Genomic DNA, 24223 nt, shown 5'->3' on the forward strand with positions numbered 1-24223 from the left:
TTTTGAGAGGGAAATTTCTGAAAACAGCGAACCTTTTTGAAAGAACCGCAAGGAAGATAAAGAAAGGATAGCGATTATAAAAAAGAAAAGGGATGGCAAAGAAAAAACTGGGGAAGGATAAAACCATGAAAAAAGAAAAGTATAAAGGAAAACCGGACAACAAAGAGAAAGGAAAAAACCAAACGACCAGTCTGAAGGCTGTGGGAAATCAACCCTAACCGCCACAAAAGGAATATGCTTTACTTATTAACTGCACCCCTTTCGGCCTGTACAGAACAATTGGGTCATTACCGATATTACAGAAGATTCAACTGGTATACAGTCCACTTCCCCCGAAGGTGGCAGCTTCGCAAGGAATAAAGAAAAGATTTCCAATCTTATTTGTTTTGGACCTTTCGTACCCCTTCCCCTACCATACTCCCTTCCCCGTCTGGGAAGGTCAACACCACTTATTTGCTTCGCAAAGGGAAAACAGGCAAACCTCGCTTCGCTCGTGGAACCTTTTATAAAAACCAATGAATAATTAACCCTATCCGCCCCTTTTTAGAAACTGCACCCCTTTCGCCCTTCGGGCACTTCCCTCCGTTGGGGGCAGCTTGCGATGAGAAATGAAAAATCAATGGTTTTGTTTTGAACTTATATAGGCACCTTCCCCGTCTGGGAAGTCGAGTGTTAGCAGCGTTCGGGAGAAATATTAATTCCCCACATCAAAAGGAGCCATGGCAGATGTTTTGCATCTGTCATGGCTCCTTCCTTATCCTCCTTATTCTTCTACTTTGATTTCTGTTTTCTTTTCTGTTTTGTCTTCGATGGCTGCATCGATTTGGCTCGTGTCTACGAGGTCTTCGTGGTCGAATTTGGCACGGCCCGGGTTGTACCTGGTGATTCTCATGGTCATGCCGTCTTTGCCTGTTTCTCTGGCCATTTCTTCAGCCATGCTGTATCTCTGGCTGTAGACATGGTTGTATGGTTTGACTTCCACGAGGTTTCCGTTGCTCATCTGGGTGTTCGCCCCTCCGTCAAAGTGGAGGTACATCCATCTGCCCGGGTTACCGTCGCTGAGCCAGGTTTCAAGGTCTGTCCCCGGCCGGTTCAGGCTCGTGTTGTTCCAGTAGGTGGTGGAAATGTTCCTGTCCGCAATCGGGGTGGTGCCGAAGACCTGGGTGCTCATGGTGCCGTTACTGAAGTAGGCCCTGTCTTCTACGTAGAGTTTGTCGATTTCGATGGTTCCGCCAGATACAGAAACATATCCGTTCTTCATCCACAGATGGTCGAATACGAGTTCAGTGCCTCCTTTGAGGTCTCCGATGACGAAGTTTTCGATCGGACGATCATCGCTGGCTCCGCTTGATGCGAATTCGAGCGGGGTTGCGTAACCTTCCCGCTGAGCGATGCTTCCGATGTCGATGTGCGTGCCGGAAGTCTCAAGCCGGCTGCCTGCTGTAATATGTGTGGCTTCTCCGTTTTTGTCAGGGTTTCTTGTGATGATGGCTACGACGTCTCCGTCTACGGTATCGATGACGATGTCGCCATCTTTGACGTCCGTTCCTGCTCTCTTAAGGGCATAGAGGGAGTAGAGGTCGATATCGCCGGTGCCGGTGTGCGTGATGGTGAGGTCGCCGCCCTCGGATTTGATGACGGCATGGTCGCCGTTATCTTCCAGCCAGCCGTCCCTGATATCGCCATTTCCTGTCGTCATCAGTTCGACGTTTCCTTCCTTCGAAGTGACGTGGATGTCTTCGGATGCGGTATCGAGACCTTCAAAGAAGATGCTGCCGTTGTTGGTTGCAAAGCGCGCATCGGATCCGGAGGTCAGATCGCTCCTGAGTGTAATGCTTCCTGTCTCATCAACGTTGACATCGATCCTGCCGGCCGTATCGGCGGTGCCGTCCAGCGTGATATTTCCCGTCTTTGCGGTCTCAAGGTCGATATTGGCCCCGCTCTGGATGGTGCTGCCATAATGAATGTTTCCTTCTTCCGTTCTTGCAGAAACATCACCGCCTGCGGTGACTGCGCCCAGGAATTCGATATTTCCATTATCGGCAGAGGCTGTGATATAACCATGTCCGGCTGTTACTTTGCCGCGTACGGTCACATTTCCTGCAGTGGTGCTTCCCTCGCTGTCTGTCGTAGCAAGGGAAATGACTCCGTCTTCAGAGGTGAGCGCGCCGCCGATATCGAGGGACCCTTCATTGGCCTTCATGGTCATGTCGGCGCCTGCCTCAAGGTTTCCTCCAGTCTGGGCGATGCTGCCTGCGTCCGTGCTTGCAAGGATGCTTCCCTCTGCCGAAGCGTTTCCGGAAAGCGAGATGTCTCCCTCTTCCGAACGGATGCCGATATCGCCGCCTGCTTCAAGGGCTCCTGTGAGGTCGATCGCTCCTTTCTTTGTATGTACGCTGACGGTCCCGTCGTCGGAGGAAATATTTCCTTTGGCGAGGATATTACCTTCCTTGGCCGCTTCGATGTCCATGTCACTCACCGATCCTGCCGTTCCGTAGATGGAAATATCGCCGGTTCCGGTCTGGATCATGGCCGTATTCCCGGCCGAAAGTGTGCTCTTTTCCGTTTCCGTGCCGGCCATGATATGTCCGTTGTCGGTCGAAACGTTGAGGAGATCTCCGGCTGTGACGCTGCCTTTGATTTCGATATCGCCCTTGACGTCTTCGGCCGGTTCCACATCAGATGCATGGATGACGGCGTTTCCGGCAGTCCCTTCCATGTTTCCTGTGAGGCTGATCTTTCCGCCCGTGGAAATCAGGGATGCCGTGTTTGCCGCACTGACGTCTCCGGTGACGGCGATACTGCCGGATTTTGTCTCTACATAGGCATCATGGGTACTTGCGATGGCGGGTTTTTCGCCCCTGTTCAAAAGATGGATATCTCCCTCTTTGACGAGGACCTCTACATCGCCTTCGCCGGTCGTTTCAAGCGTTCCTTTGACGTCGATGCTGCCCCTGGAAGTTGTCTTGACGGTCGTGCCTTCTTTGGAGCTGACATCGCCATGGATTGCAATCGAGCCTTCGCCATTGGAAATAGTTGCTGTCGTTGCCGCGGAGATGGAGGCCGGTTCATCTTCTGTTCCGATAAGGATGCTTCCGTAATTGGTCCCGATGGAAACGTCTCCTGCATCCGAGGTGACATCCCCGTAAACGAGGACGTCTCCCTGCTCTTCGTCATCCGGGCTGCCGGATGCGGTGATGGAGGCAAGGCCGTTCTTGGCCAGAAGATTTCCTGTAATCACAGCCGAACCGTTTTCGGCCATAAGGCTCAACGCTCCTGCGCTTGTCACGTCGCCAATGATGTCGATATTTCCTGCATCCGGATCCACATCCTCATCATGAGCTTCGATGGTGACATTTCCCTCCGTCGTTTCCAGATTTCCGTCATAGCCGATGGAACCCTGGGCTGTAGAAATAGAGGTATCCCCGCCTGCGAGGATGCTTCCTTCCATTTCGATGTCTCCGAGGGTGCTTCGGATCTCAGCACCCTTTCCTGCGTAGATGGTACTCTCTTCTTCGTCTCCGATGATATCAATGCTTCCTTCATTGTCCAGGATATGTACTGCGCCGGTTCCATCTCCTGCCGCTGCCATATGGCCCGTGATGCGGATATTGCCGGTTTCCTCGGCCTTGATGGTCTGATCGTCGCTTGTTTCCATAGCGGCGTAGATGTCGAGATCTCCATTGTCCGTCTTGATCAGCAGGGACGAGGACGTGAGGCTTTTTTCTTCCGCATCGCTTCTGATCTGGATGCTGCCGTTGTTCGTTGCTACCGTGAGATTGCGCGGGGCCGTCATGCTGCCCTGGATGTTGATATTTCCATCATCCTTGTCCAGAGCATTGCGGTCGGATGCAGAAATCCAGACACTGCGGCTTTCGGAGGTAATATCGCCGGTCAGGTTCACGTGGCCTTCCAGTCCTGAAAGTTCTGCGTTATTGTACGCGTCCACATTGCCTGTGACGTCGATGTCGCCTTTGGCGGTCGATACTGTGATATTTCCTTCGGTAAGGCTGTGAACTTGATTCGGGCTGGAGAGATCTCCCGTGATGCTGACGTCTCCGGAGTTCTTTGCTTCCACGAGGATGCCCTTCTTCGTTCCTGTGCTGCCTTCAAGGGCGATGCTGCCGTCATAGGTTGTGATCGCTGCCTTCCCTTCTGCCTTGATGGAATTCGTGATGTCGATATCGCCGGATGTGCCGGTGCCAACGGCTGCGTTAAGACTGCTGTCGATGACGGGGTCCTCCCCTTCACCGGAAAGGCTGATGGAGCCGTCCTCTGTGAGGACGCTGACGCTTCCGCCTGTGGCCGCAAGTTTGCCCGTGATGTCGATGTCGCCGCTCTCTGTGGTCTGGATCGTCGTATCTCCTCCAGATTCCGCACCGCCATACATAGTGATATCGCCATTGTTCGTCTGGAGATTGATACCCTTCTTGGCGATGACTTTCTTCGTCTTCTTGTTTTCGCCGATGGTGATGCTTCCGTCATCGGTCGTGATGGAGACAGCGTCGCCGCTCGAGATGACATTGCCTTTGAGGGTGATATTTCCTGCTGTTTCGTCCTCATCAGGGTTGGATGCATGGATTGTCAGGAGGCCTCCGGAAAGGATATCGCCTGCCTGGCTGATGTACCCTTTGGCCGTATCGATGGTGGCGGCAAGCGCGCTTTCAATATTTCCGTCAAGGAGGATATTTCCTGCATCGGTATCGATCAGAGCCGTGCCTGCGCTGTCAATGATGGTGCCAAGAGAGTCGGTCTTTGCCAGGGAAATCGTTCCTTCCGGTGTCGTGACTTCGACGTTTCCGCCTTCGGAAGCCACTTTGCCATTGATACTAAGATCGCCTTTCGTTCTGGCGAGGATCTTCGCTCCTTTCTTTGTCGTCAGGACGCCGCCAATGGTAATGTCTCCTTTGTCTGTCTCGATGTCCGCAGTCGTTCCTGCCTTGATTCCAATCGGTGCCTCTGCTTTTCCAAGCGTAATGCTGCCGCCATCGGTCGTTATGGAAACGGCGCCTGTGCCGGACGTGACATTGCCGTAGACCTCGATGTTTCCAAGGCTCTCGGCATTATCCGCATCAGCGGCATGAATCGTGACAAGACCGTCTTTGCCTTCGATAGTGCCAGTCAAAACAACGCTGGCTTCTCCGGCATCGACCGTGATGCCCTTGGCGGCGGTCATGCTTCCTGTTGTAGAAATCCCGCCGTTTTCTGTCTCAAGAATGATGTCCTTGCCGCTTGCAATGACCGGATCGGCAGCTGAACCGGCAGCAAGGGAAATAATGCCCTTCTTCGTCTTTGCCGTGACATCGCCTTCGCCGGTCGTGAGGAGACTGCCGCTGACAATGATATTGCCTGCTTCATTGGTAGAAAGGGTCGTGCCGCCAGAGGAGGATACGCTTCCGTAGAGGATGATATTTCCTTTTCCGTCCGTCGTATTTCCTGTCGTCTGAAGGACGGCCGTTCCTCCCGTCGAAGTGAGGGAGCTTGCATTATCCTCTCCGCCTGCATGGATATTTCCAAGGCGTGTCTGGAAAAGAATGTCTCCCGATGTGCTCATGGTGCCGGTGTAATTGATGTCGCCGGTATCTGTCACAAGCGATGCAGGGCCGCCTGCCGCCGTGATGTCACCGTTCGCAGTGATGGTGCCTGTTCCGCTTTCTACGATGAATCCATTCTGCGGGATTGCAATCGGCGCGCGGAGGATCCGCTTGGCCCTGGCCGGTGTTTCTTCGGCCTGTGTTGCTGCCTTTTCAGGCGAGTCGGTCGTGACATCGCCGGTCAGCTTGATGTCGCCGCTTGTCGTCTTGACGTAGACGGCCTTGCCGCTTGATACATCGCCGGTCAAGGTGACAGCGCCGGTTTCGGAAGTGACATTGACACTGCCTTCTCCCGAAGCCGCAAGATTTCCTGTGACGCTGACAGCGCCCGCGCCAGTTGCCTTAAGCGTCGTGCCTGTCTTGGATGACGTATCGCCGTAGACTTTGATTTCTCCGCCGCTTCCGGCTGTCATGCTGACCGTCGTCCCGGCGGAAAGATTGCTGGAAAGCGTATCCGTTCCGACATAGATGCTGCCGTCCTTTGTTGTAAAGGCTGCCAGGCCGCCTGCCGAAAGGCCGCCATGGAGAGCGACATGGCCTTCTGTTTCGCTTGCAAGGCTCACATCACCGGATGCATCCAGTGCGCCTTCCTGTGTCACATTCTTATCGGCAGTCAGAGAAATGCTTCCGGAAGAGGCGCTGACATCCTTGTCATTGGTGACAGTATCTCCGTCCATCACAACGCCCGTCTCGCCGCTGACATTTCCTTTATTGCGGAGGTATCCTTCTGAAGAAATCAGGCTCACGGTCGTCTTGGCGGTGACGTCCTTGCTGTTGACAAGGATGCTCCTTGTGCTTACGGAGATGCCGCCGAGCGCAGAGGATACTGTATCCATATTGTCAGCGGTGTCTCCGGAAATCGTGACGCCGTCCCTGCCGCTCACCTGGCCCTGGTTCACTGCCTCCTTTGGCGTCTCCATGGTAATGCTTCCGCCCGACGAGGTGACGTCATTCATGTTTGCCAGTCTTCCATTGGCGGCTGTCATCGTGACAGAAAGCGCACCTGTGACGTCCTCATAGTTCTGAATACTTCCATAGGCATCCAGATCGATACCGCCTGCCGTAGAGGAAACAGCACCGGTGCCGAGGCTGTCGGCAGATCCGCCATTGACAAGATTGCCCTTCGCAGAGTTCATCGTAATCGTATCCTTGCCGCCGATGTCTCCGATATTTGTAATATTTCCTATAGCTTCCATGGAAATACTGCCGGAAACTGCGCTGACGCCCGCATCATTATCAAGCGTAGTATGAGCGTTCATGGTAACGCCCGTCTCGCCGCTGACAGCAAGGCTGTTGTGGATGCTTCCGCTAGAGGAGGTGATGGCCGCTGTCGTCTTGGCATTGACGGCCCCTGCGTTTTCAATGTTTCCGGATGCGTCCATATCGACATTGCCTGCCGAGGATGTAACGACACCGGAATTGATAAGACTGCCGCCCGTCGAGTTCAGCTTGATCTCGTTCTTGGCAGTCACGTCCCCGCTGTTTTGGATATTTCCCGTGGCTTCCATGGAAATACTGCCAGAAACTGCGCTGACAGCTGCGTCATTGGTCAGCGCAGATGCCGAGCTCATGGTGACGCCCGTCTCGCCGCTGACGGCTTTCTTGTTATAAATGGTGCCTGCCGAAGAGGTAATCACTGCCGTGGTCTTGGCCGTGACTGCCTCGTCGTTTTCAATGTTTCTGGTTGTTTCCATGGAGATGCTGCCTGCCGAGGAGGAGACTTCGCCCTTATTGGTGATGGTGCCGCCCGCAGAAGTTATGGAGACGCCGTCTTTTCCGGCAAGGGCTCCTTCATTTGTGATGCCGTCTTTTGCCGAGAGGGTAAGGCTTCCGCCCTTGGCCGTGAGGTCGCTGTCTGTCTTGATGGTGCCTTTTTCATTATTGATGCTGATGTATGTTTCAGCGGTGCCCGCCCCATGGATGATGACGTTCGAGGAGTCGGCCGCGCTGTTGTTCGTAACGGTAATGCTGTTTGTCGTGGTTCCTTCTGTGATATTGACGGTGGTGCTGGTATCGTGGGCGTTTTCGATGAGGACGTCCTTATCCGCTGCCAAAGCCGTCAGATTGATGACGCCAAACTTGTTGGCCGTGCCGCTCGTATTCGTTTCCATATCGACACCGCCGGAGGCCTTGACGGTGAGGGAGCCGGACTGGATCGTGTGGTTCGTATTCTGTGTGATTTCGCCGCTTGCTTCCAGCGATGTATCGCCCGTCTCTGCTGTTTCGATGGTGCCGTTGACAAGATGGACGGCTCCCAGCGTTTTGAAGGAAACATTGTCTGCCGCAATCGTGCTCGATACTGCGGAGATGCCTGCTTCTTCATTGGCAAGGACGCCTGCATCGACGGTCCCTTCGCTTTCGATCTTGAAATCGCCGCCGGCAGTCACTTCCGAGAGCTTGAGCGCGCCGGATTCCTTGCCGGAGAGGTAGATGCCCTGTCCGTCCGTTTTTGCTTCCGCCGTGAGGATGCCTCCATTGTTCCGGATGCGGAGGCCATCCGCTGCAAGGCCGAGGGCGCCGTCCTTCGTCTTGAGCTCGATGATGTCGCCATCGATATAGCCCATCGTTTTTCCTGTTTCCGTCGTCATGACGATGCCTGCATCCGAATCAAGGACTACATGGCCGGCATCGATGCTCTGTACGGTCAGTGCCCGGGCCGGCGCAGCGCCAAGCGCCATCTGATGGATGTACAGATTTCCTGCCGTGCGTGCATCAAGGCTTCCTGCAAGGTCCGTCTCGATGTAATTGTCCGCGCTTCCGATGTCGCCCTTGCCGCCTTCCACGATGAGATTATGTGCCGTAATGCTGCCTGAGTTCATAGTGATGCCCAGGTCGCTCAGGAGCTTGACGTCGGCATCCGTATGGATCGTGCCGGTCACATTGAGCGTCGTGTTCTTGACGCCGGCCAGGTACACGCTGCCTGCGCCCGGTGCACCATTCATGTTCGAGTGGAGCGTCACTGTTCCCGGCGTCTGGATCGTCAGAGGTCTCTGCTGGCGGATGGTCAGCATATTCTTATCATCATCCCATGTGAGGTCGCCTGCATCGGCCACTGAGAGGATCCTGAGGTTTTCAAGCGTATTGATTTCATCATAGGAAATCGTGACAGGCGCTGCATTGGCGCCGATATTGTATCCTGCATTGAGTGTGATGTTGTTCCCTTTGACATTCGGGGAATCCACCGTGAGGATTTCATCTCTCGGCTTCGAATTGAGAACTGTATTCTGGATCGCATAGAGAAGATCGTTCCGGCTCCAGCCGTAAGCATCGCTGCCCTTGATTTCGCCGGCATTGATGATGAAATCACGCTCTTCTTCCGTGTATCCCGTTTCTTCTGAATAGCCGAGCCCCTCAAGGAAGGTCTTGCGGGCAGCGTCAAAGTCTTTATAGGCATTGTCGAGAGCGAGCTGGTTGCCCGGATTGGCTTTGACAATCTTTTCATAGGTCGTCTTGGCCGCCTGCATGTCAGCATCGCTGGCGAAAGCCTCCGCATACGCGGTAGCAGCCGCTTCGTAGTTTTCCATCGTATGGGAAGAGGACTGCGCCAGCTGCGCGCCCCTTGCTTCAATGGCCTCCCAGCGTTCTGCCCTGGCGCTTTCTGCCGCCGCTTTCCGGCTGGCCGCATCTTCGGCATCACTAATAAGGCCCATGTCTTCCCACTCCTGGAGCTTGTCGGTGCTGCTTGAAATCGTGCCGCCGCTTGTCGCGTCTTCAAAGCTGCCGTTCGTCGTGAGAGTGACATTGCCGTTATGACTGATGATATGACCTACACGCATATTGCCGTTGGTATTTGTGATCTGGATATCCCCGGCAGCGTCCGCATTGATGCTGGCCCAGAGCGGATCGCTGTTCTTGGGAGAAACTGCCGCATTGGCAATGACATGGATGGAGCCCTTGGTGCTTTCGAGGGTGATCCTGTCGCTTGTAATGGCTGTGCTTCCTTCCGTCTTCAGATTTCCTGCAGACTGGATGGTGAACTCACCGCCTCCTGCATGTCCCTTCGTGACGGTCAGATTTCCCTTATCCGAATAGAGCGAGGAAGTCCCGTTCGTGCTTTCCAGGGATACCCTGGCATCGGTCCCAAGGGCGCTGTGCATCAGGAAGACATCGTCTTTGGCGGACACATTCAGATGGTCCGTCACGACCCTCGCGCCGCCGTCGGAGATGACGCCGCCGTTCTGGATTTCCAGGCTGACAGTTCCGTCCGATGTGCCGGAGGAAATATTGCCGGACAGGAAAACATCCTTGTCCGCCCTGATGGAAATGGTGTCCTTGCTGCCGCTGATGAAGCCTGCGCTGATGGGCAAGTCTGCCTTGATGGAATAGGTCGTGCTGGTGGAGGTATCCTTCGTTTCCCTCCAGGTGTAGTAGGCTGTGCCGTATCCGAAGACCTTGCCCCATTTCCCTTTGTACCTTTTATCGACAACGACGGGCGTCACTTTCGTTTCGCCGCTCTGCGTGACTGTCGTCGTGCTGGAGTAAAGGGGAGACTGCGTTCCCATGGAGATGTACTGCCCGGATTCCAGATTCTTGTCTCCCACCGTGGTCGATGAGGATGTCTGCACTTTCCCGCCGCTTACGGAAGCGTCATTGATGAATGTATTGCTTTTTGCATAGGGAAGGAATCCCCAGGCGAGGAACTTCTTGGTGTACTGGTAATCCACGCCGGTGCTGCTGCCCGAAATGCCTCCGGTCCAGTTGAGGAGCTGCTCTGCCGGCTTGTAAAGAACGGTGTTGCCGCTGCCCGTTATACGATTCTGAGAAGCCATTGAACCATCGATGGCGCTGACGCTGGTATGGATGATCCCGTCTGATGTCATCAGGACCGTCTTCGTGTTCAGGGCTGTATCCTGAATGCTGATGCGGCCGCCCAGGCGATGATTTTCAATCGTATTCAGCATCAGTTCCTTGTCAACGGCCGTCGTGTCGATGGAAATATCCGGTGTGCCGTCCATGGCAAGAAGCCTGCCGCTTCCGTTCGTGCTGGCAATAGCGCCTGTAATGTAGATACCGCCGCCGACCGGTTCCAGGTTTTCAGCAAGAAGCCTTCCTGTATCCGGGTTGTAGTAGATCTTGACCTCATACTCCCACTGGCCGCTTTCTGCATTGTAGTAGGAGCCGCCCTCATTGACGATGTAGTCCGAATTGCTGAGGACGCGCTCGTCGGTCAGGGCCTGCATGTTCTTTTTCCAGCGTTTTTCTATATCATTGACGCGCGCTTTGTCTGCGCTTGTCAGTACCGTCTTGTATGTACCGTAGCCGCTCTGGATCAGGCCATTGATGATGACATTCTTGCCGGAAAGGTATACGTCCTTTTCCGCCACGATGCCTCTTTCGGCATTATCCGACGCATTGCGGATCGTATCGAGCTCGCCCGGTGTCAGATTCAGCTCAGCCGCGCCGAATTTAAGCAGGTTCGCCTTGTATGCATCGTAGTTCCCCTGGCTGGTCAGCCAGGATACATTCCATCCAAGGTTGGCTGCCTTGGTGAGGTATTGCTGGATTTTCTCTGCAATCGAATCGCTGAACTGCCAGCGCGTAACGGGATCGCTGCCGACAAGGTTCCATCCGTCGCTGATCTGGCTGACGGCACCGTGATCGGTATGCAGCTTGATATTCCTTCCGCTGACGACGGCTTTGCTGTCGACCAGGATGCTGCCATTGCTGTTATTGATGGAAACGTCGCCGCTTGCATTGCGGATTGCGCCGAAGATGCCGATATCCGGAGTGGTGACGGTGATCGTTTTCGACGGATCATCCGGAAGCGGCGCCTTCAGCTGGCTTCCCTTCGATGTGATGGTGATGGAAGGCTCGGCGCCGTCTGCGCTGCTGCTTGAAACGCTTCCTGCGAACTCGCTCAGCGCTTCGCCATTGGCGATGACGCCGCCTTTATAGCGGATTTCCCCGCCTTTGTCCTTGATGACGATGTCGTCGGTCTTCAGGTACAGGTTGCTCGTGCTCGTCACATTCACCGAGTTGGCGCCCTGCGCCGTGATGCTTCCGCTTCCTTTGACCTTGTCTGCTTCGATATTGACATTGCCGCCAGAAACGACGATCGCAGGCAGCGTAATGGCAGCGACTTCCATTTCATCAATGATGGAATCATTCTTGACGAAGCCGTTGATCTTCATGAGCTCTATGATATCGTCGAGTTCCTGATCGAGGCCCTTCGCTTCCTTCGATTCCGGGTCGTACTGGCCTTTCTTGGCGCTGATGTCGAGATACCGCGCCATGAGGTCGTTATGGAGGGTGACCCTGCCGATCGTGATGTCGCCGGGATTGAACCAGTCCTGCCCGTCCTTGACGGAAGCATAGATGTTATCGAGATTGAAGGTCGGCACCACGGTCGCTTCGCCATTTTCCTGCACGGTTTCGCCGTTTGCGTTGTACACGGCATTTCCTTCAATCAGAAGGTCGAGGTCCGTATGGATGCCCGCCAGGACAGAGCCTGCCGCCCCGATTTCGACATAGTTGTCCGTCGTCTCATGACTGTTCCTCTTGCCGTTTGCGGTCGAGGTGATGGAGCCCTGCCCGCCGTCCTTCGTGTAGTTATTGTATTCGACGGCGCTCTCTGCCACCGTCGTCAATCCTTCGTCCGCCTTGAGGTTCGTATGGCGTACGGAGCGGATGGTGCCGTCCACAAGGACATGGTTTGCCTGGCTCATGGTATTGGAAACAGAGGGCTTCGTGTGAATCGGCACTGCCGTCTTGTTGTATGCGTCGGCCGTGATGTTGTAGTCCAGGGAAGAGCTGATACCGTCTGCATCAGAGCCTGCATACAGGCCGGCATCATTCGTGCTCTCCAGAAGGCCTCCCGTGAAGGATGTCGTATTGGAACGGGAGAGGGTATTTTCCGTGACCGCCGATGCTGCGCCCACCGCGCCGCCCTGCGTATCCGCGAGCGTCGCAAATGTTGCATCCGTATTGTCCGTTGCGGCCAGGACGATATCCTGATCTTCCGAGAATGTCCTCATCGTCACATCCGATGCGAGGACGCTGTTATCGTACGTCAGCGTATTGGTGCTGTGCGCATTCGTGGAAGGAATGGCGCCGGCGCTCTTCATCTGGTTCTTGTAATTCATCTTGCCTTCCGTGCGGGCAAGGACCGCGAGCGACCCGTCCTCCGAAGAAAGGCTGGCATTATGCAAGTTGACGGAAGTCTTGTAGGAAAGCGTATTGTCCATCGTATTGGAATTGATGCTGACAGCGCCGTAGCCGTTTCCGAGAAGTTTGACATCATGGTTCACGGAATTGACGGCGCGGTACGTCTGCCCGCCTGTCGTCTCGATATTTCCTGTGACATCGATGGCAGCAGCATGGGAAATATTCGTCTTCACGTCCGTGCCGCTGGCGCCGATGACCGCTGCAGAAAGGGAGTCTGCCGTCGTACTTATATCGTCACTGTTCGTGGCCGAAGCCGTGAAGAGGAGCGCTTTCCAGTCCCCGCTGATCGTATTCTTCGTATCTGTCGCAAGTCTCGTATCCGAAGCAGCCGCTGTATCGCTCACATTGACGATGCCGCCGCCCGATCCGGACGCATTTCCCGAAAGGTTGTTGTACGCGTTGCTTCGGATGGTGACAGTGGTGCGGATTTGTTAATACAGACAAATAAATATCATAAAAAATCTAATCGTACTTTAATCTTAATCATGCAGCCATTGGAGCTGCGTTGAATACTTCCATTGGAGCTAAAAGATGTAATTTGCGCTGAATGCGTTTGTTGTTGTAGAAGTAGATGTAGCCGTTGATCATGCTTACCACTGCTTTACGGCTGGTGAATTTACGTGTGTAGTAACGTTCGCGCTTCAGCATTCCCCAGAACCCTTCCATCAGACCGTTGTCTGCACAGCAGCCTACACGGGACATGCTGTGAACCAGTCCTGCTTTTTCAACAATCTTATGGAATCCGTTGCTTGTATACTGGAATCCGCGGTCGGTATGAATCATTGGATGTTCTCCAGGATTCTCTTTAAGTGCCTTTTCCATTGTCTCAAAAGCCAGTGCAGTATTGTTCCTGTCGCCGATGACATAAGAGACAATCCGGCGATCATGGCCGTCAATAATCGCGCTTAAATATAACTTGTGCAAAACTCCATCAGCAGTTGTGTACTTGAATTCAGTGACATCCGTCATCCATCTTGCATTGGACACGCCGGCATCAAAGTCACGGTTCAGCAGGTTTTCAAAAATGTACTTTGGATCCTTTGCGTTACGAGTGCAACCATCGGTCTTGTACTTGATCACGGACTTAATATTAAGTATCCGCATGATACGAAGAACCAGACTGTCGCTTACATTTATATTGATGTTGTCATCCTTCTTGATCCAATCGTTAATCCGGCGGTATCCCATATCCGGATATTCCTGATGGGTTTTCATGACCTCCTGTGCGACCTTTTCTCTCAGCAGTTCACGGCCGCTCTTAATATGATTCAGCCATCCGTAATAAGCTGCCCGGGAGACCTTTGAGAGTCGGCAGAGACTTTCTATGGAGATGTTGGTTTCTTCATGGACTTCTTTTATGGCTTTAAAATCTCTGAGAAGGTGAGTAAGGCTGAATCCTTCGAGGAACGCAACCTTTCCTCTATCTCCATCTTTTTTTTTAGCAGGGCAATCTCTGCTATAAGATCCTTCTGTTCTTCAAGAAGTCTGGCATTCTCCTGACGCAGCTGTTCTTCTTCGGTCCGGGGCGTTTGGAGCCTGATCGGCTTTCCTCTGTAATCCTCAAGACCAACTTCGCCCATTTCCTTGAACTTTTTTACCCATGTGTAGAGCGTTTGGTAGGACATGTTGTACTTCTTGGCTATCTTGTTATAATCGCATCCACTGGCGATGCACTCCTGAACGATTCTGACTCGCTCTTCCTTGACCGATTGCTGGCGTTTGCCCATAAGATCTCCTCCTTCAGAAACGAGGTCTGTCAACTTATGCTCATTATACGCCTCAATCCATGTTTTAAGGGAGAGTGTGCCGGAAATTCTGTATTTGGCACAGACGGAAAGCATGGAAACACCGCCTTTAAGATATTCCTTTACGGCCTGGATCTTCATCTGATTGGAGTAGTAAGACAAATGCTGCCTGGGCCGCAATCCCTTAAAGCCCTCCTCTTTATACCGGAGGACCCATTTCCTGAATGTTATGCGGCTCATATGAAGATTTTCAGCTGCCTGGGTAATCGTAACACCCTGATAGAGATATGAAGCAATCTGGTCTAACATTTCCTCCGGGGACGCTTTGGTTTTACATGGCATAAGAATGACCTCCTAATATATTTATGATATTATTCTGTCTTTCTTGTTGAATCATACCAATCCGTCGCCCAGAGTGGTTGTGCCGCTGACGGAAGCTGTGCCGTATGTATTGATATTGCCGCCATCAGCCGCCAGATTTCCTGTGACGGTCATGGTTGTACTGTTTGCATCTCCTACATTCAGGATGGATCCTTCATTGACAACCACAGTGCCGGTCTCGCCAACATCGATGTCTGCCAGCGATGTGACTTCAGCGGTTTTATCTTCTGTACCCACATTAACGATAGTGCCTTCTTCTGTGGATGTGATTCCCTTTTCCGCGGTCACTGTGCCTGCAATTCCAGTTTCACCGGATGTGGTGAGAGCTTTTTCCAGTGTCAGGCTGCCGATTTCGGATGACAGGCCGGAATCTGCCAGACTGACAGCGCCGGTGATGGTGGTCGTTCCGTTCGTGTAGATTGTGCTGTCCTCTGCATGGATGTCAGCGCCGACATTCAGTTCATGATTGTTTTCAACGAAATCATTCCCGATATTCAGTGTGCCGTCATTCGTGAGGTTGATGGTCGGCGTGCCTGCCGTTGCCGTAATGACATCGCTTGTTGTTGTTCCGCCAAGAGTCAGCGTCTTGCCATCGGATACGGTAACACTCTTGGCATCGCCAGACAGAGCCAGTGTGCCTACAGAGAATCCGTCAATTTCACCTTCGTCAGCACCAATCACGACATCGGAAGAGGATGTGGCAGTGACCTGGTCGAGGGTGATATTCTCACCAAGATTGCCTGCATCATTGGCAGAAATGCGATTCTGTCCAGTGCCTTCTGCCATAAGCGTGCCTGACATGAAAAGCGTGGTATTTTCAGCAGATTTTTCGAGAGTACTCTTTACATCGGAAAGGTAGGCCGGGGTGTAATTGTCTTCCAGGGCGAGTGTGCCTCCCTCGAAGTTGATCTTTGCCTTGGCTGCATCGCTGAAGTCATTACCTTGAGCAGAGAATTCAGTTGTTTCTGTATTCGTGAATACCTGAGCTGCCTTGGTCTGGAGAACGGCATCTTCCGTGATGGTGACTTTACCTTCGCCGGTAATGTCTGTCGACAATGCGTCTACCCCAAGGGTGCCGCTCTGGAGGATGACCTGGCTGTCTGCATCAACGACATGGATCGCGCTCAGCGTGAGATCATCGCCGCCGAGGGTAACGGTAGAGCCATTTTCCGCTGTCACTGTACCGCCATCTCCATCGCCAATCGTTGCATTCTGGGCATTGATTGTGGCACCATCAGCAGTTAAATTTCCACTTACATCCAGAAGGCCGTCTGCCTGGACAACAGCGTCTTTTACAAGACCTGCGTCGACGCTAAGGTGCAGTTTACTCGTTTCATCAACGGTTGTCTGTCCCACGACAAGCCAGCTGCCTCCTATAGTTACATCCGCACCATCGGAAACTGTTATGGCACCGCTGACGCTCAGGTCATTGGCTATGACGGATGCGCCATCGCTGGCAGAAAAGTCTCCTTTGATCGTGGTCTCGCCGGAAGCAATGACTTCAGAGTCTTTGCCTGAAACCGTCAGGGAATCAAAGTTCAGAGCGCCCAATGCGGTCTGAATTTTCCCTCCGTCTTTGACAATGACATCTTCTGCATTGACAATCGTGCCGGACGCGGTATCAAGTATGCCGACGGAATCTTCTATGGTTCGTTCGTACGATCCCAAGTAGTCGACGGACGTAATGGTCAATGTCTCCTCATCTTCTGATTTCGTACTTTCAAACCCTTCAGCCGATAATTTGTCATAGAGGTCGTCAATAACGACATCCTTCAAGTTCAAAGTGCCGCCCTTGAGCTCGTACTTATTTGCCAGGTTCAGTTCCTGATTCAGATTGACAGTACCTGCCTCCTGAGTGAACGTGCCATAGTACCGATTAAGATTGCTGTTGATCGTCAGTGTACCATCGCCCTTTTTCGTGATGGATGGCTCTGTCACGTCCGTCCTGCCATTCACAACAAGCGCACTGGCAATCGTATCTTCATTCGATGTGGCCGGTGTTTCCTTGCCAATCGTCAAAGTAGCTCCGTCAGAAATATTGAACGCAGCCGACGTATTTCCGGCCAGTGCGAGGAAACCGCCGCCGGAAGGTGCGACATAGTCAGCACCGTATTCATCCCAGCTCGTATAATCGCCACTGGTGACCTCGATATCATTTCCAGTGAAAGCAGCATCTTTAGTCACATTGAATACCGCAGAACTTGGAATCGTATAATAAACTTTTTCTTTCAAATAATTTCCTTTATAGTCTGCAAAAATAGCGCCGCCATGGGCAAAAGTACTGCCTGTCGCTTTGTTGCCCGTAATCACTGCATCATTAAATACGGCATTGACACCCTTCAGCGCCACAGCGCCGCCAGATGCACGTCCCTCGGTTCCCGTCAGCGTGTTTCCGGAAATATTGGATTCATTAAAAGCAGCCTGCATGGCAACTACAGTATTCGCTGTCTCGTCATAATGCCCCTGCAGATAAATACCGCCACCGGCAACTTCCGTATTTTCATTGGTCAAGCTGTTATTTTTCACGTTGCCGACTGTGACGCTGTCATCCTTGCCGTCGTAAGTGCCAAACCAGTTATCCGTAATCACCTTGTCTTCGATGTCGCCAATGGCAGTCGGATCTGCTGCCTGCGCCGTTCCCGTCATGCCGAATGTCATCCCTGCCGCCAGAAGTCCCAATAAAATCTTCGTTGACAGCTTCGTTTGCTTACCTTTTTTCATACACTCCACTCCTTCTTCCCGCCAGATTCTTCCCGGAATCCGCAGGAGCACAAATGCCCGTCATGCCCCCGGCGCCTTCCCGACGCCAGCCGCCACACCTCCTGTCTCATTCAAAATCAGGCACGAGGGCTAAAATTTAATCTACAATTCTTCCCAAACAGGAAAATCATACATCCCATCCAAGGCAATTCCATATGAATCAGCTCATTATCCCCAAAAAACTGCCTTGAAAGGATATACTCGTATAAATTAAGTGTATGATTTCAAAAACTGATAAAACAGTATACGAAAGTATACAAATGTTATAAATATTTATTTCTTTCCACTGAATGGAATTAAAAATTTTTGATGGAGAGTGAGAATGACGTTCCGCGATAAGCTGTCCCCGTCAGGGGAAAGTGGCGCGCATGCGCTGAAAGGGGTTCATTTTCCCCGCGTTGCTCGTAAAAAACCAAACAACCTTACTCCGCTCGCGGAACCTTTTTAGATTTTAAAGCTCAATGAATAATCAACCCTATCCGCTCGGCATCAGAATTTAGGGCCGGGCACCTTCCCCGTCTGGGAAGGCGAGTATTAGCGCCCCTCTGAAAAGTCCACACTCAGGAATGGCGAGCGGAGTGAGGTCCTATTTTTCCACGCAAAAAAAGCGCTCCCTTTCGGGAACGCTCTGATTTCCATTGGTGCGCTTGGGGGGATTTGAACCCCCGACACACGGTTTAGGAAACCGCTGCTCTATCCAGCTGAGCTACAAACGCATTAGTATTATTTTACAAAATGATGGTGTCTTTTTCAAGTATGGCTAAAACAGATCTTTCAACTTGGAGAAGATGCCCTTTTTCTTTTCGGGTTTTCTTCTTAAAACCGGCTCTTCTTCTTTCTTCTCCGGCACGGGTTCGCGGCTTGGCGGCGGGGCGGACTGGCCCGGCTTGAAGGGCGGGGGCGCGGTGAAGGTGGGCATCCTTAAGACCGGCGGGGCCATGAAGTTTGGCTTCACGACGGGCGGGTGGTAGGATCTGGGCCTGGCTTCGCTTCTTCCGTACGGTACGTAATGGTATGACTTGGCGGAAGGATCAGGGGTATTTCTCTGAACGATGTACCTGGCTCCATTGAAGTCGATGCCGCGGAGGCGTTCGAGGAGCATGGAGGCCATGACCTGCGGCGAAAAATAGGAAAACGGCAGCCTCGGCGCCATGCGGGCGATGGAGGAAAGGAAGGATGTCTTCACTTCGCCCATAGAGTAGTGGAGATCTTTCCTGATTTCATCCATGAGGAGGATCATGCCCTTCTGCGTGGGGAAAAGGTTCTCGTACGGGACGAGGTTATTCTTGTTTCCCATGCCGGACATGTCCATGAAGAAGACGAGGTACAGGTACGGCAGGGCTTCTTCGTTGTCCTTGATGCGCAGGTAGAAATTCGCGACGGTGTAGTACATGTTGCGGAGCTTCGACCATTCGCCGGCCATGATGTAGAGGGAAATCTTCTGCTGGAAAGCGCGGTACAGGATGTCCCGGGCGGTGTATGGTTCGCCGCGCTGGGCCAGTGTATTCTGCGATTCGCCGATTTCCCCTTCGGTCAGGCCGTAATTCTCACGGACGTTCAGGACATAGGCCATGTGATGCCCGATTTCCGCCTTGCCTTCCTTGGTGAGGACGTAAATCTTCGGCACGCCGTGGGCATAGTCAGACTCGGGAATCTGGGAAATGACGCGCCCGGTGAGCTCGGCATGCGAACCTTCGCCGGAGAGGCCGTAACGCTTCAGGAAATCCGAGAGTGCTTTGTCCGGCAGCATGCTGACCGTCTCCTGCGGCCGGCTGTAGCGGATCCAGCCATTCTCATACAAAAGCCCGATCCGTTCATTGGCATCCTGGCCGTAAACCTTCAGCTTGTACGGCGGTATCTTATGATGCACCGGCTTGCCGTCGAAGTAGTCGAGTATCAAAATGTCCCTGATCGATAAAGCCATCGCAGCGCCTCCTTTCCCATATATTCCGCCTTCTGCGGTCTTCGTAAACTTTTCCATTCTTAAGTATAATACAGAAGTGATTTTTTGGGAATTGGGAGAAATATATTATTCTATATATATTTCTATTATATAAAGGAAATGGGGAATATAGAGAGGAAATCAGGACTCAGCGCATCGCAGTAACGCAGCCGTTCCTTCCGATGCGGAACTCGCGATGCTCGTCATTCCTGAGTCCTGATTTTTCTTATATTTCCTTCTCCAGAAATTCCTGTGCTTCGGAGAGGCTCTTGAAGATACCGTAAGCGATGTCTCTTAGATCATCTGTGACGGGCATGAGGTCGGGGACCATGATCGTTCTCATGCCAGCTTTGACGCCCGCGCGGACGCCGTTGGGGCTGTCTTCGAAAACGTAACAGTCCCCGGGATCGACACCAAGGCGGCTGGCCGCCAGAAGGAATACATCCGGTTCAGGCTTGCCGTGCTCGACTTCATCGCCCCCTGCAATGGCATCAAAGGCATCACGAAGGCCCGTCTGGTGCAGATTTCCTTCGATCCTTGTAATGCGGCTGCTGCTTCCCATGGCGATCTTATAACCATGTTTGCGGAAGAAATGAAGAATTTCCCTGCAGCCCGGTTTCTCCGGCACATACTGTGCAAAAATCTTGTCCACACGGCGGCGGCATTCGTTCTGGATCACCTGTCCGTCGGGTACATGGTAGTACTTTTCAATGACACCATTCATCACAGCACCATTCGTCCCGCAGATTTCATATTTGAAAGAATCCGGAAGCACCAGGCCCATCTCGCCCGCGATCTCATTCCAGATCCTCTGGAAAATAAACTCCGTATCAAAAAGAGTCCCGTCCATATCAAAAATAACAGCTTTTATACTAACGCACCTCCTGCGCTCGATTTTTCAAAAAGACTTTGCTTAACATTCCTTAATTATATAGAAAATGGGGAAAGAATAGAAATAGAGGAATGAAATAATAAGGGAAATTTGATTACAAGTTCGCTTCGATCGGAAAAATCAACGCTCAGGAATGATGAGCGGAGCGAGATTATAGCTGTCCCCGTTAGGGGAAAGTCCGGCCGGACGGCCGGGAAAGGGGTTCATTCCCAACGGACGAAGTCCGGTTGTGAAGGTTTTGATTTCCCACGCAAAAAAGCTCTCTTTGCGGAGGGCTTTTTTGCGTATTTCAGGTCTTCTTTATTAGGTTTTCTCCCCTCACACCCTCGCCGCCATGTGGAAGACGGGCAGGATGACGGAGAAGACGACGATGGCGGTCATGCCGCCTACCAATAGGAGCATGGCGGGTTCTAAGATCGCGCGGAAGCGGCTGGCTTTTCTTTCTGCTTCTCTTTCCATGAGGCCGGCGGCTTTCATGAGGAAGTCCGGGAGTTCGCCGCTTTCCATGCCGATCCTTGTGAGCTGGTAGAAGATGGGCAGGGAGAAACCGCTTTTCTTGAGGCTTTCGGCGAAGTCATTTCCTTTGGTGACTTCTTCCTTGACGGCCGCAAGGGCTCTTTCTGCTTCGCGGTTTCCTATGGTGTCCTTGCAGTCTTCGAGGGCGTCGCCCAGGGTTCTTCCGCTTTCAAGGAAGGCGGAGAGGGTGGCTGCGAAGCGGATGAGGAGGAGGCGTTTGCAGAAGCGGGAGCGGTAGAGGATTTCGTCTATTTTCTCTCTTCCTTTTTCTGTCTTCAAGGAAATCCCCAAGCCGAGTGCCGAGAGAAGCGGGAGGAGGAAGAGGAATCGTCCCGTTTCCTGAAGAAATTTCCCGACGGCCAGGGCTATTCTGGCACCGGCAGGAAGGGTAATCTGCAGGGAGGCGAAGAGTGTCTCGAAGGTGGGGAGGATGAAGGTCAGGATGGTGAGGAGGACGGTCAGGGCGAAGAGGAGGACGAAGCAGGGATAGGCAAGGGCGCTTATCGCTTTCCTTTTGAATTCTGCTTTCTTCCGGTAGTGTTCGGCGATGCGGTCGAGTTCTTCGGGGAGCGTGCCTGTCATTTCTCCAACCTGGATCAAGGCGGTGAAGAAGCGGGGAAAGGCGCCTGATTCATCGAGCGTTTCCCAGAGGGTCCTTCCTTCCATAACGGTCTCGCGGGCGCGGGAGAGAATGGGTTTCTCGGTTTTTTTCGCCTGTTCTTCAAGGAGGGCAAGGGAAGCCGTGATGGTAAGGCCTGCCTTGAGGAGGGCGCTCCATTCGCTGGCAAGGACGGAGAGTGTCTCGTCTCCGGAGAATGGCTTCCTCTCAAAAAAGCGGCGTCTTTCTTTTCTTTCCGATGTTTCTCTTGTCAGCGAGATAATGGAAAAGCCGCGAAGGCGGAGTGCATTCGCGGCATCCCCGCCAGAGCTGGCGCCGATGGTGCCTTCTTCCATGGCTCCTTCGGTATTGAAGACTTTGTAGAGGTATGTTTCCATATGTATCTTGTGTCGGCTTTACGCCGGGAATCATTCGAGGGTTTTCAGGAGTTTTTCTCTGTCTTTTTCAGAGATGTTCTTCAGTCCATACGCTGCCTGCTTCAGGGTGCGCATGTTCTGGAGGCCCATTTCCATGTACGACGGGATCTGCTCGTCCTTGCCTTCCCGGATGAGGTGGGAGACGGCGGGGACGTTCGTCAGGATTTCGCGCATGAGGAAGGTTTCCTTGCCCGGGCGGCAGAGGCGCTGCGTGAGGACGTGCTGCAGGCAGGAGGCGAGGAGGCTCCGGATTTCATTTTCCCTTGTGGAAGGAAATGCATGGATGATGCGCGAGCAGGCGTCTTTGGCACGTGTGGTGTGGAGTGTGGCAAAGACGAGGTGGCCCGTCTCGGCCGCGGTGAGGGCGGCTTCGATGGTCGCGGCATCGCGCATTTCTCCCACGGCAATGATGTCGGGATCCTCACGGAGGGATTCGATGACGCCTTCAGCAAAACTCGGCGTATCTTCCCCGATTTCCCTCTGGTGGACGAGGGCTTTGTCAGAGGAAATGACGTATTCGACAGGGTCTTCGAGGGTAACGATGTGGCAGGGGCGCTTAGCTGCGGCTGTCAGGAGAATGTGCGCGAGCGTCGTGCTCTTGCCGCTTCCCGAGGGGCCTGTGATGAGGACGAGGCCGTGCTCGAGGGCAGAGAGCTTGTCCAGGAAAGTCTTGTCGGGGTCGGCAGGGAGTGCGGAGAGCTCCGGCAGGACACGGATCGCAGCAGCCGGTTTCCCTCCGCTCTTGTAAATATGGAGGCGGAAGCGGGTATTTCCCAGAGAAAAGGCTGTATCGAGCGCGCCTTCTTTTTTGTATGATTCCATTCTGTCTTCATTGACGTAGGACGTGAAAAGCGCCGTGAAGAAATCTTCTCCAGCCGTCTCGCGAAGCTTTTTCAGCGCGCCGCCTGCGCGGATCATCAGCGGTTCATCCTGCGTGGCGTGCACATCCGTCAGATTCGGATACGTCTGCATGAGTTTTTCTATATCCAATTTGCTCAGTCCTCTCCCGCGATGACCTGGGAGGCTGATCTTGCTGAAATCCAGCCTTCCCGGAGCTCGCGAAGCGCCGCCGTGCCCATATCGGGCTGGCCCTGCGCTCTCATTCTTTCCTGCAGTTTGTCGGCCGAGAAGCCCCCGCGGATGATCTGCCGCTCTTCCCGTCCGATTTCAATCATTTCAAAGGCGCCGATGCGCCCTGCGATGCCGCTCCCATGACACTCTTCGCAGCCTTCTGCTTCCATGACCGTCTCTCCCAGAAATTCCTGCGGGAGGGAGAGGTCGGCGAATTTTTCTTCCGTCAGCGTAACTTTCCTTTTGCAATGCGGGCAGAGGCGCCCGGGGATGCGCTGGGAAATAATCAGGGAAAGCGAATCCGCCAGAAGGTAGGGAGCGATGCCCATGTCCATCAGCCGGAGCGGCGCGGACGCTGCATTCACCGTGTGGAGCGTCGACAGCACGAGGTGCCCCGTCAGCGCGGCATGCACGGCAATTTCCGCCGTCTCCCTGTCACGGATTTCCCCGACCATCAGGATGTCCGGATCCTGGCGGACAATCGAGCGAAGGCCCCTTTCGAAGGTGAGCCCCGCCTTTTCATTCACCTGGATCTGCGTCACGCCCTCGATCCTGTACTCCACGGGATCCTCGATCGAGATGATATTCACCGAGGGGTCATTGAGGAGCCGCAGCGCTGCATAGAGCGTCGACGTCTTTCCCGAACCGGTCGGCCCGGTCGTGAGGATCATCCCCGATTTCCTTCTAAGGCACTTCATGAAAAGCTTTTCCTGGACATCCATCATCCCGAGATGGTTGTTTTCTATGAAATCGACCTTCCCGGAGAGAATACGGATGACGATCGTCTCGCCGTAAAGGGAGGGGAGCGTGGAAATACGGAAATCATAGGAAACGCCGTCCACGGTTTCCGAATACGATCCGTCCTGCGGCAGCCGACTCTCGGTGATGTCCATACTCCCGACGACCTTGGCGCGCACGGATATCGGCTTCTTCATCGCAAGCATCATCGTGAAGCGGTCGTACAGGATCCCGTCCCGCCTGAAACGCACGCGGATGAAAGACTCCTGCGGCTCGATATGCACATCACTTACCCGCTCGCGGACCGCCGTGGTAAGGATCCGCCGCAGAGCCGCCTCTGCCGTCGGCGCACGCACTTCTTCCATAAGAACCTCCGGATAAGGAA

The 24223-nt window shown here is 53.3% G+C and carries 10 protein-coding genes and 1 tRNA gene; 1 reads left to right on the forward strand and 10 read right to left on the reverse strand.

The annotated features are described in order from the left end of the window. Positions 1-92: 92 nt before the first annotated feature. On the forward strand, positions 93-218 hold the full coding sequence (locus OIM03_00990) for a hypothetical protein (protein HJI72858.1): 126 nt from the start codon (positions 93-95) through the stop codon (positions 216-218). 545 nt (positions 219-763) lie between these two features. Here the strand turns inward: OIM03_00990 and OIM03_00995 are convergent. The 10 genes from OIM03_00995 to OIM03_01040 form a co-directional block, all read right to left on the reverse strand. Further along, entirely contained in the window at positions 764-13102 is a 12339-nt protein-coding gene (locus OIM03_00995) for a hypothetical protein (GenBank protein ID HJI72859.1), read from the reverse strand. A gap of 139 nt (positions 13103-13241) precedes the next feature. Then, the gene (locus tag OIM03_01000) at positions 13242-14084 is read right to left on the reverse strand and encodes an IS3 family transposase (protein HJI72860.1); all 843 of its coding nucleotides are present in this window, start codon (positions 14082-14084) and stop codon (positions 13242-13244) included. A gap of 29 nt (positions 14085-14113) precedes the next feature. Further along, positions 14114-14812 carry a helix-turn-helix domain-containing protein gene (locus tag OIM03_01005; protein HJI72861.1) on the reverse strand — a complete coding sequence of 233 codons (699 nt, stop codon included), beginning with the start codon at positions 14810-14812 and terminating at the stop codon, positions 14114-14116. Between the two features lie 84 nt (positions 14813-14896). Further along, the gene (locus OIM03_01010) at positions 14897-17605 is read right to left on the reverse strand and encodes a hypothetical protein (GenBank protein ID HJI72862.1); all 2709 of its coding nucleotides are present in this window, start codon (positions 17603-17605) and stop codon (positions 14897-14899) included. Positions 17606-18283: 678 nt separating this feature from the next. Further along, positions 18284-18360 (reverse strand) — tRNA-Arg (locus OIM03_01015). Positions 18361-18404: 44 nt separating this feature from the next. Further along, on the reverse strand, positions 18405-19568 hold the full coding sequence (locus OIM03_01020) for a hypothetical protein (protein HJI72863.1): 1164 nt from the start codon (positions 19566-19568) through the stop codon (positions 18405-18407). Positions 19569-19812: 244 nt separating this feature from the next. Next, complete coding sequence (locus OIM03_01025) at positions 19813-20481, reverse strand: HAD family phosphatase (protein HJI72864.1); 669 nt, start codon at positions 20479-20481, stop codon at positions 19813-19815. Positions 20482-20796: 315 nt separating this feature from the next. Continuing rightward, positions 20797-21990, reverse strand: a complete 1194-nt coding sequence (locus tag OIM03_01030) for a type II secretion system F family protein (GenBank protein HJI72865.1) — start codon at positions 21988-21990, stop codon at positions 20797-20799. 30 nt (positions 21991-22020) lie between these two features. Further along, positions 22021-23019, reverse strand: a complete 999-nt coding sequence (locus OIM03_01035; GenBank protein ID HJI72866.1) for an ATPase, T2SS/T4P/T4SS family — start codon at positions 23017-23019, stop codon at positions 22021-22023. A 5-nt stretch (positions 23020-23024) separates the two neighbouring features. Further along, entirely contained in the window at positions 23025-24203 is a 1179-nt protein-coding gene (locus OIM03_01040; protein ID HJI72867.1) for a GspE/PulE family protein, read from the reverse strand. Between the last annotated feature and the right edge of the window lie 20 nt (positions 24204-24223).

The organism is Veillonellaceae bacterium (genome assembly GCA_025992895.1).
In the GTDB taxonomy this organism is placed as follows: Bacteria; Bacillota; Negativicutes; order Veillonellales; family Dialisteraceae; genus Dialister.

What these genes read in the sequence shown, in the direction of transcription:
- OIM03_00990 (HJI72858.1), top strand. Translation starts at nt 93, where the DNA reads ATGGCAAAGAAAAAACTGGGGAAGGATAAAACCATGAAAAAAGAAAAG.
- OIM03_01030 (HJI72865.1), bottom strand. Translation starts at nt 21,990, where the DNA reads ATGGAAACATACCTCTACAAAGTCTTCAATACCGAAGGAGCCATGGAA.
- OIM03_01010 (HJI72862.1), bottom strand. Translation starts at nt 17,605, where the DNA reads ATGAAAAAAGGTAAGCAAACGAAGCTGTCAACGAAGATTTTATTGGGA.
- OIM03_01020 (HJI72863.1), bottom strand. Translation starts at nt 19,568, where the DNA reads ATGGCTTTATCGATCAGGGACATTTTGATACTCGACTACTTCGACGGC.
- OIM03_01040 (HJI72867.1), bottom strand. Translation starts at nt 24,203, where the DNA reads ATGGAAGAAGTGCGTGCGCCGACGGCAGAGGCGGCTCTGCGGCGGATC.
- OIM03_01005 (HJI72861.1), bottom strand. Translation starts at nt 14,812, where the DNA reads ATGTTAGACCAGATTGCTTCATATCTCTATCAGGGTGTTACGATTACC.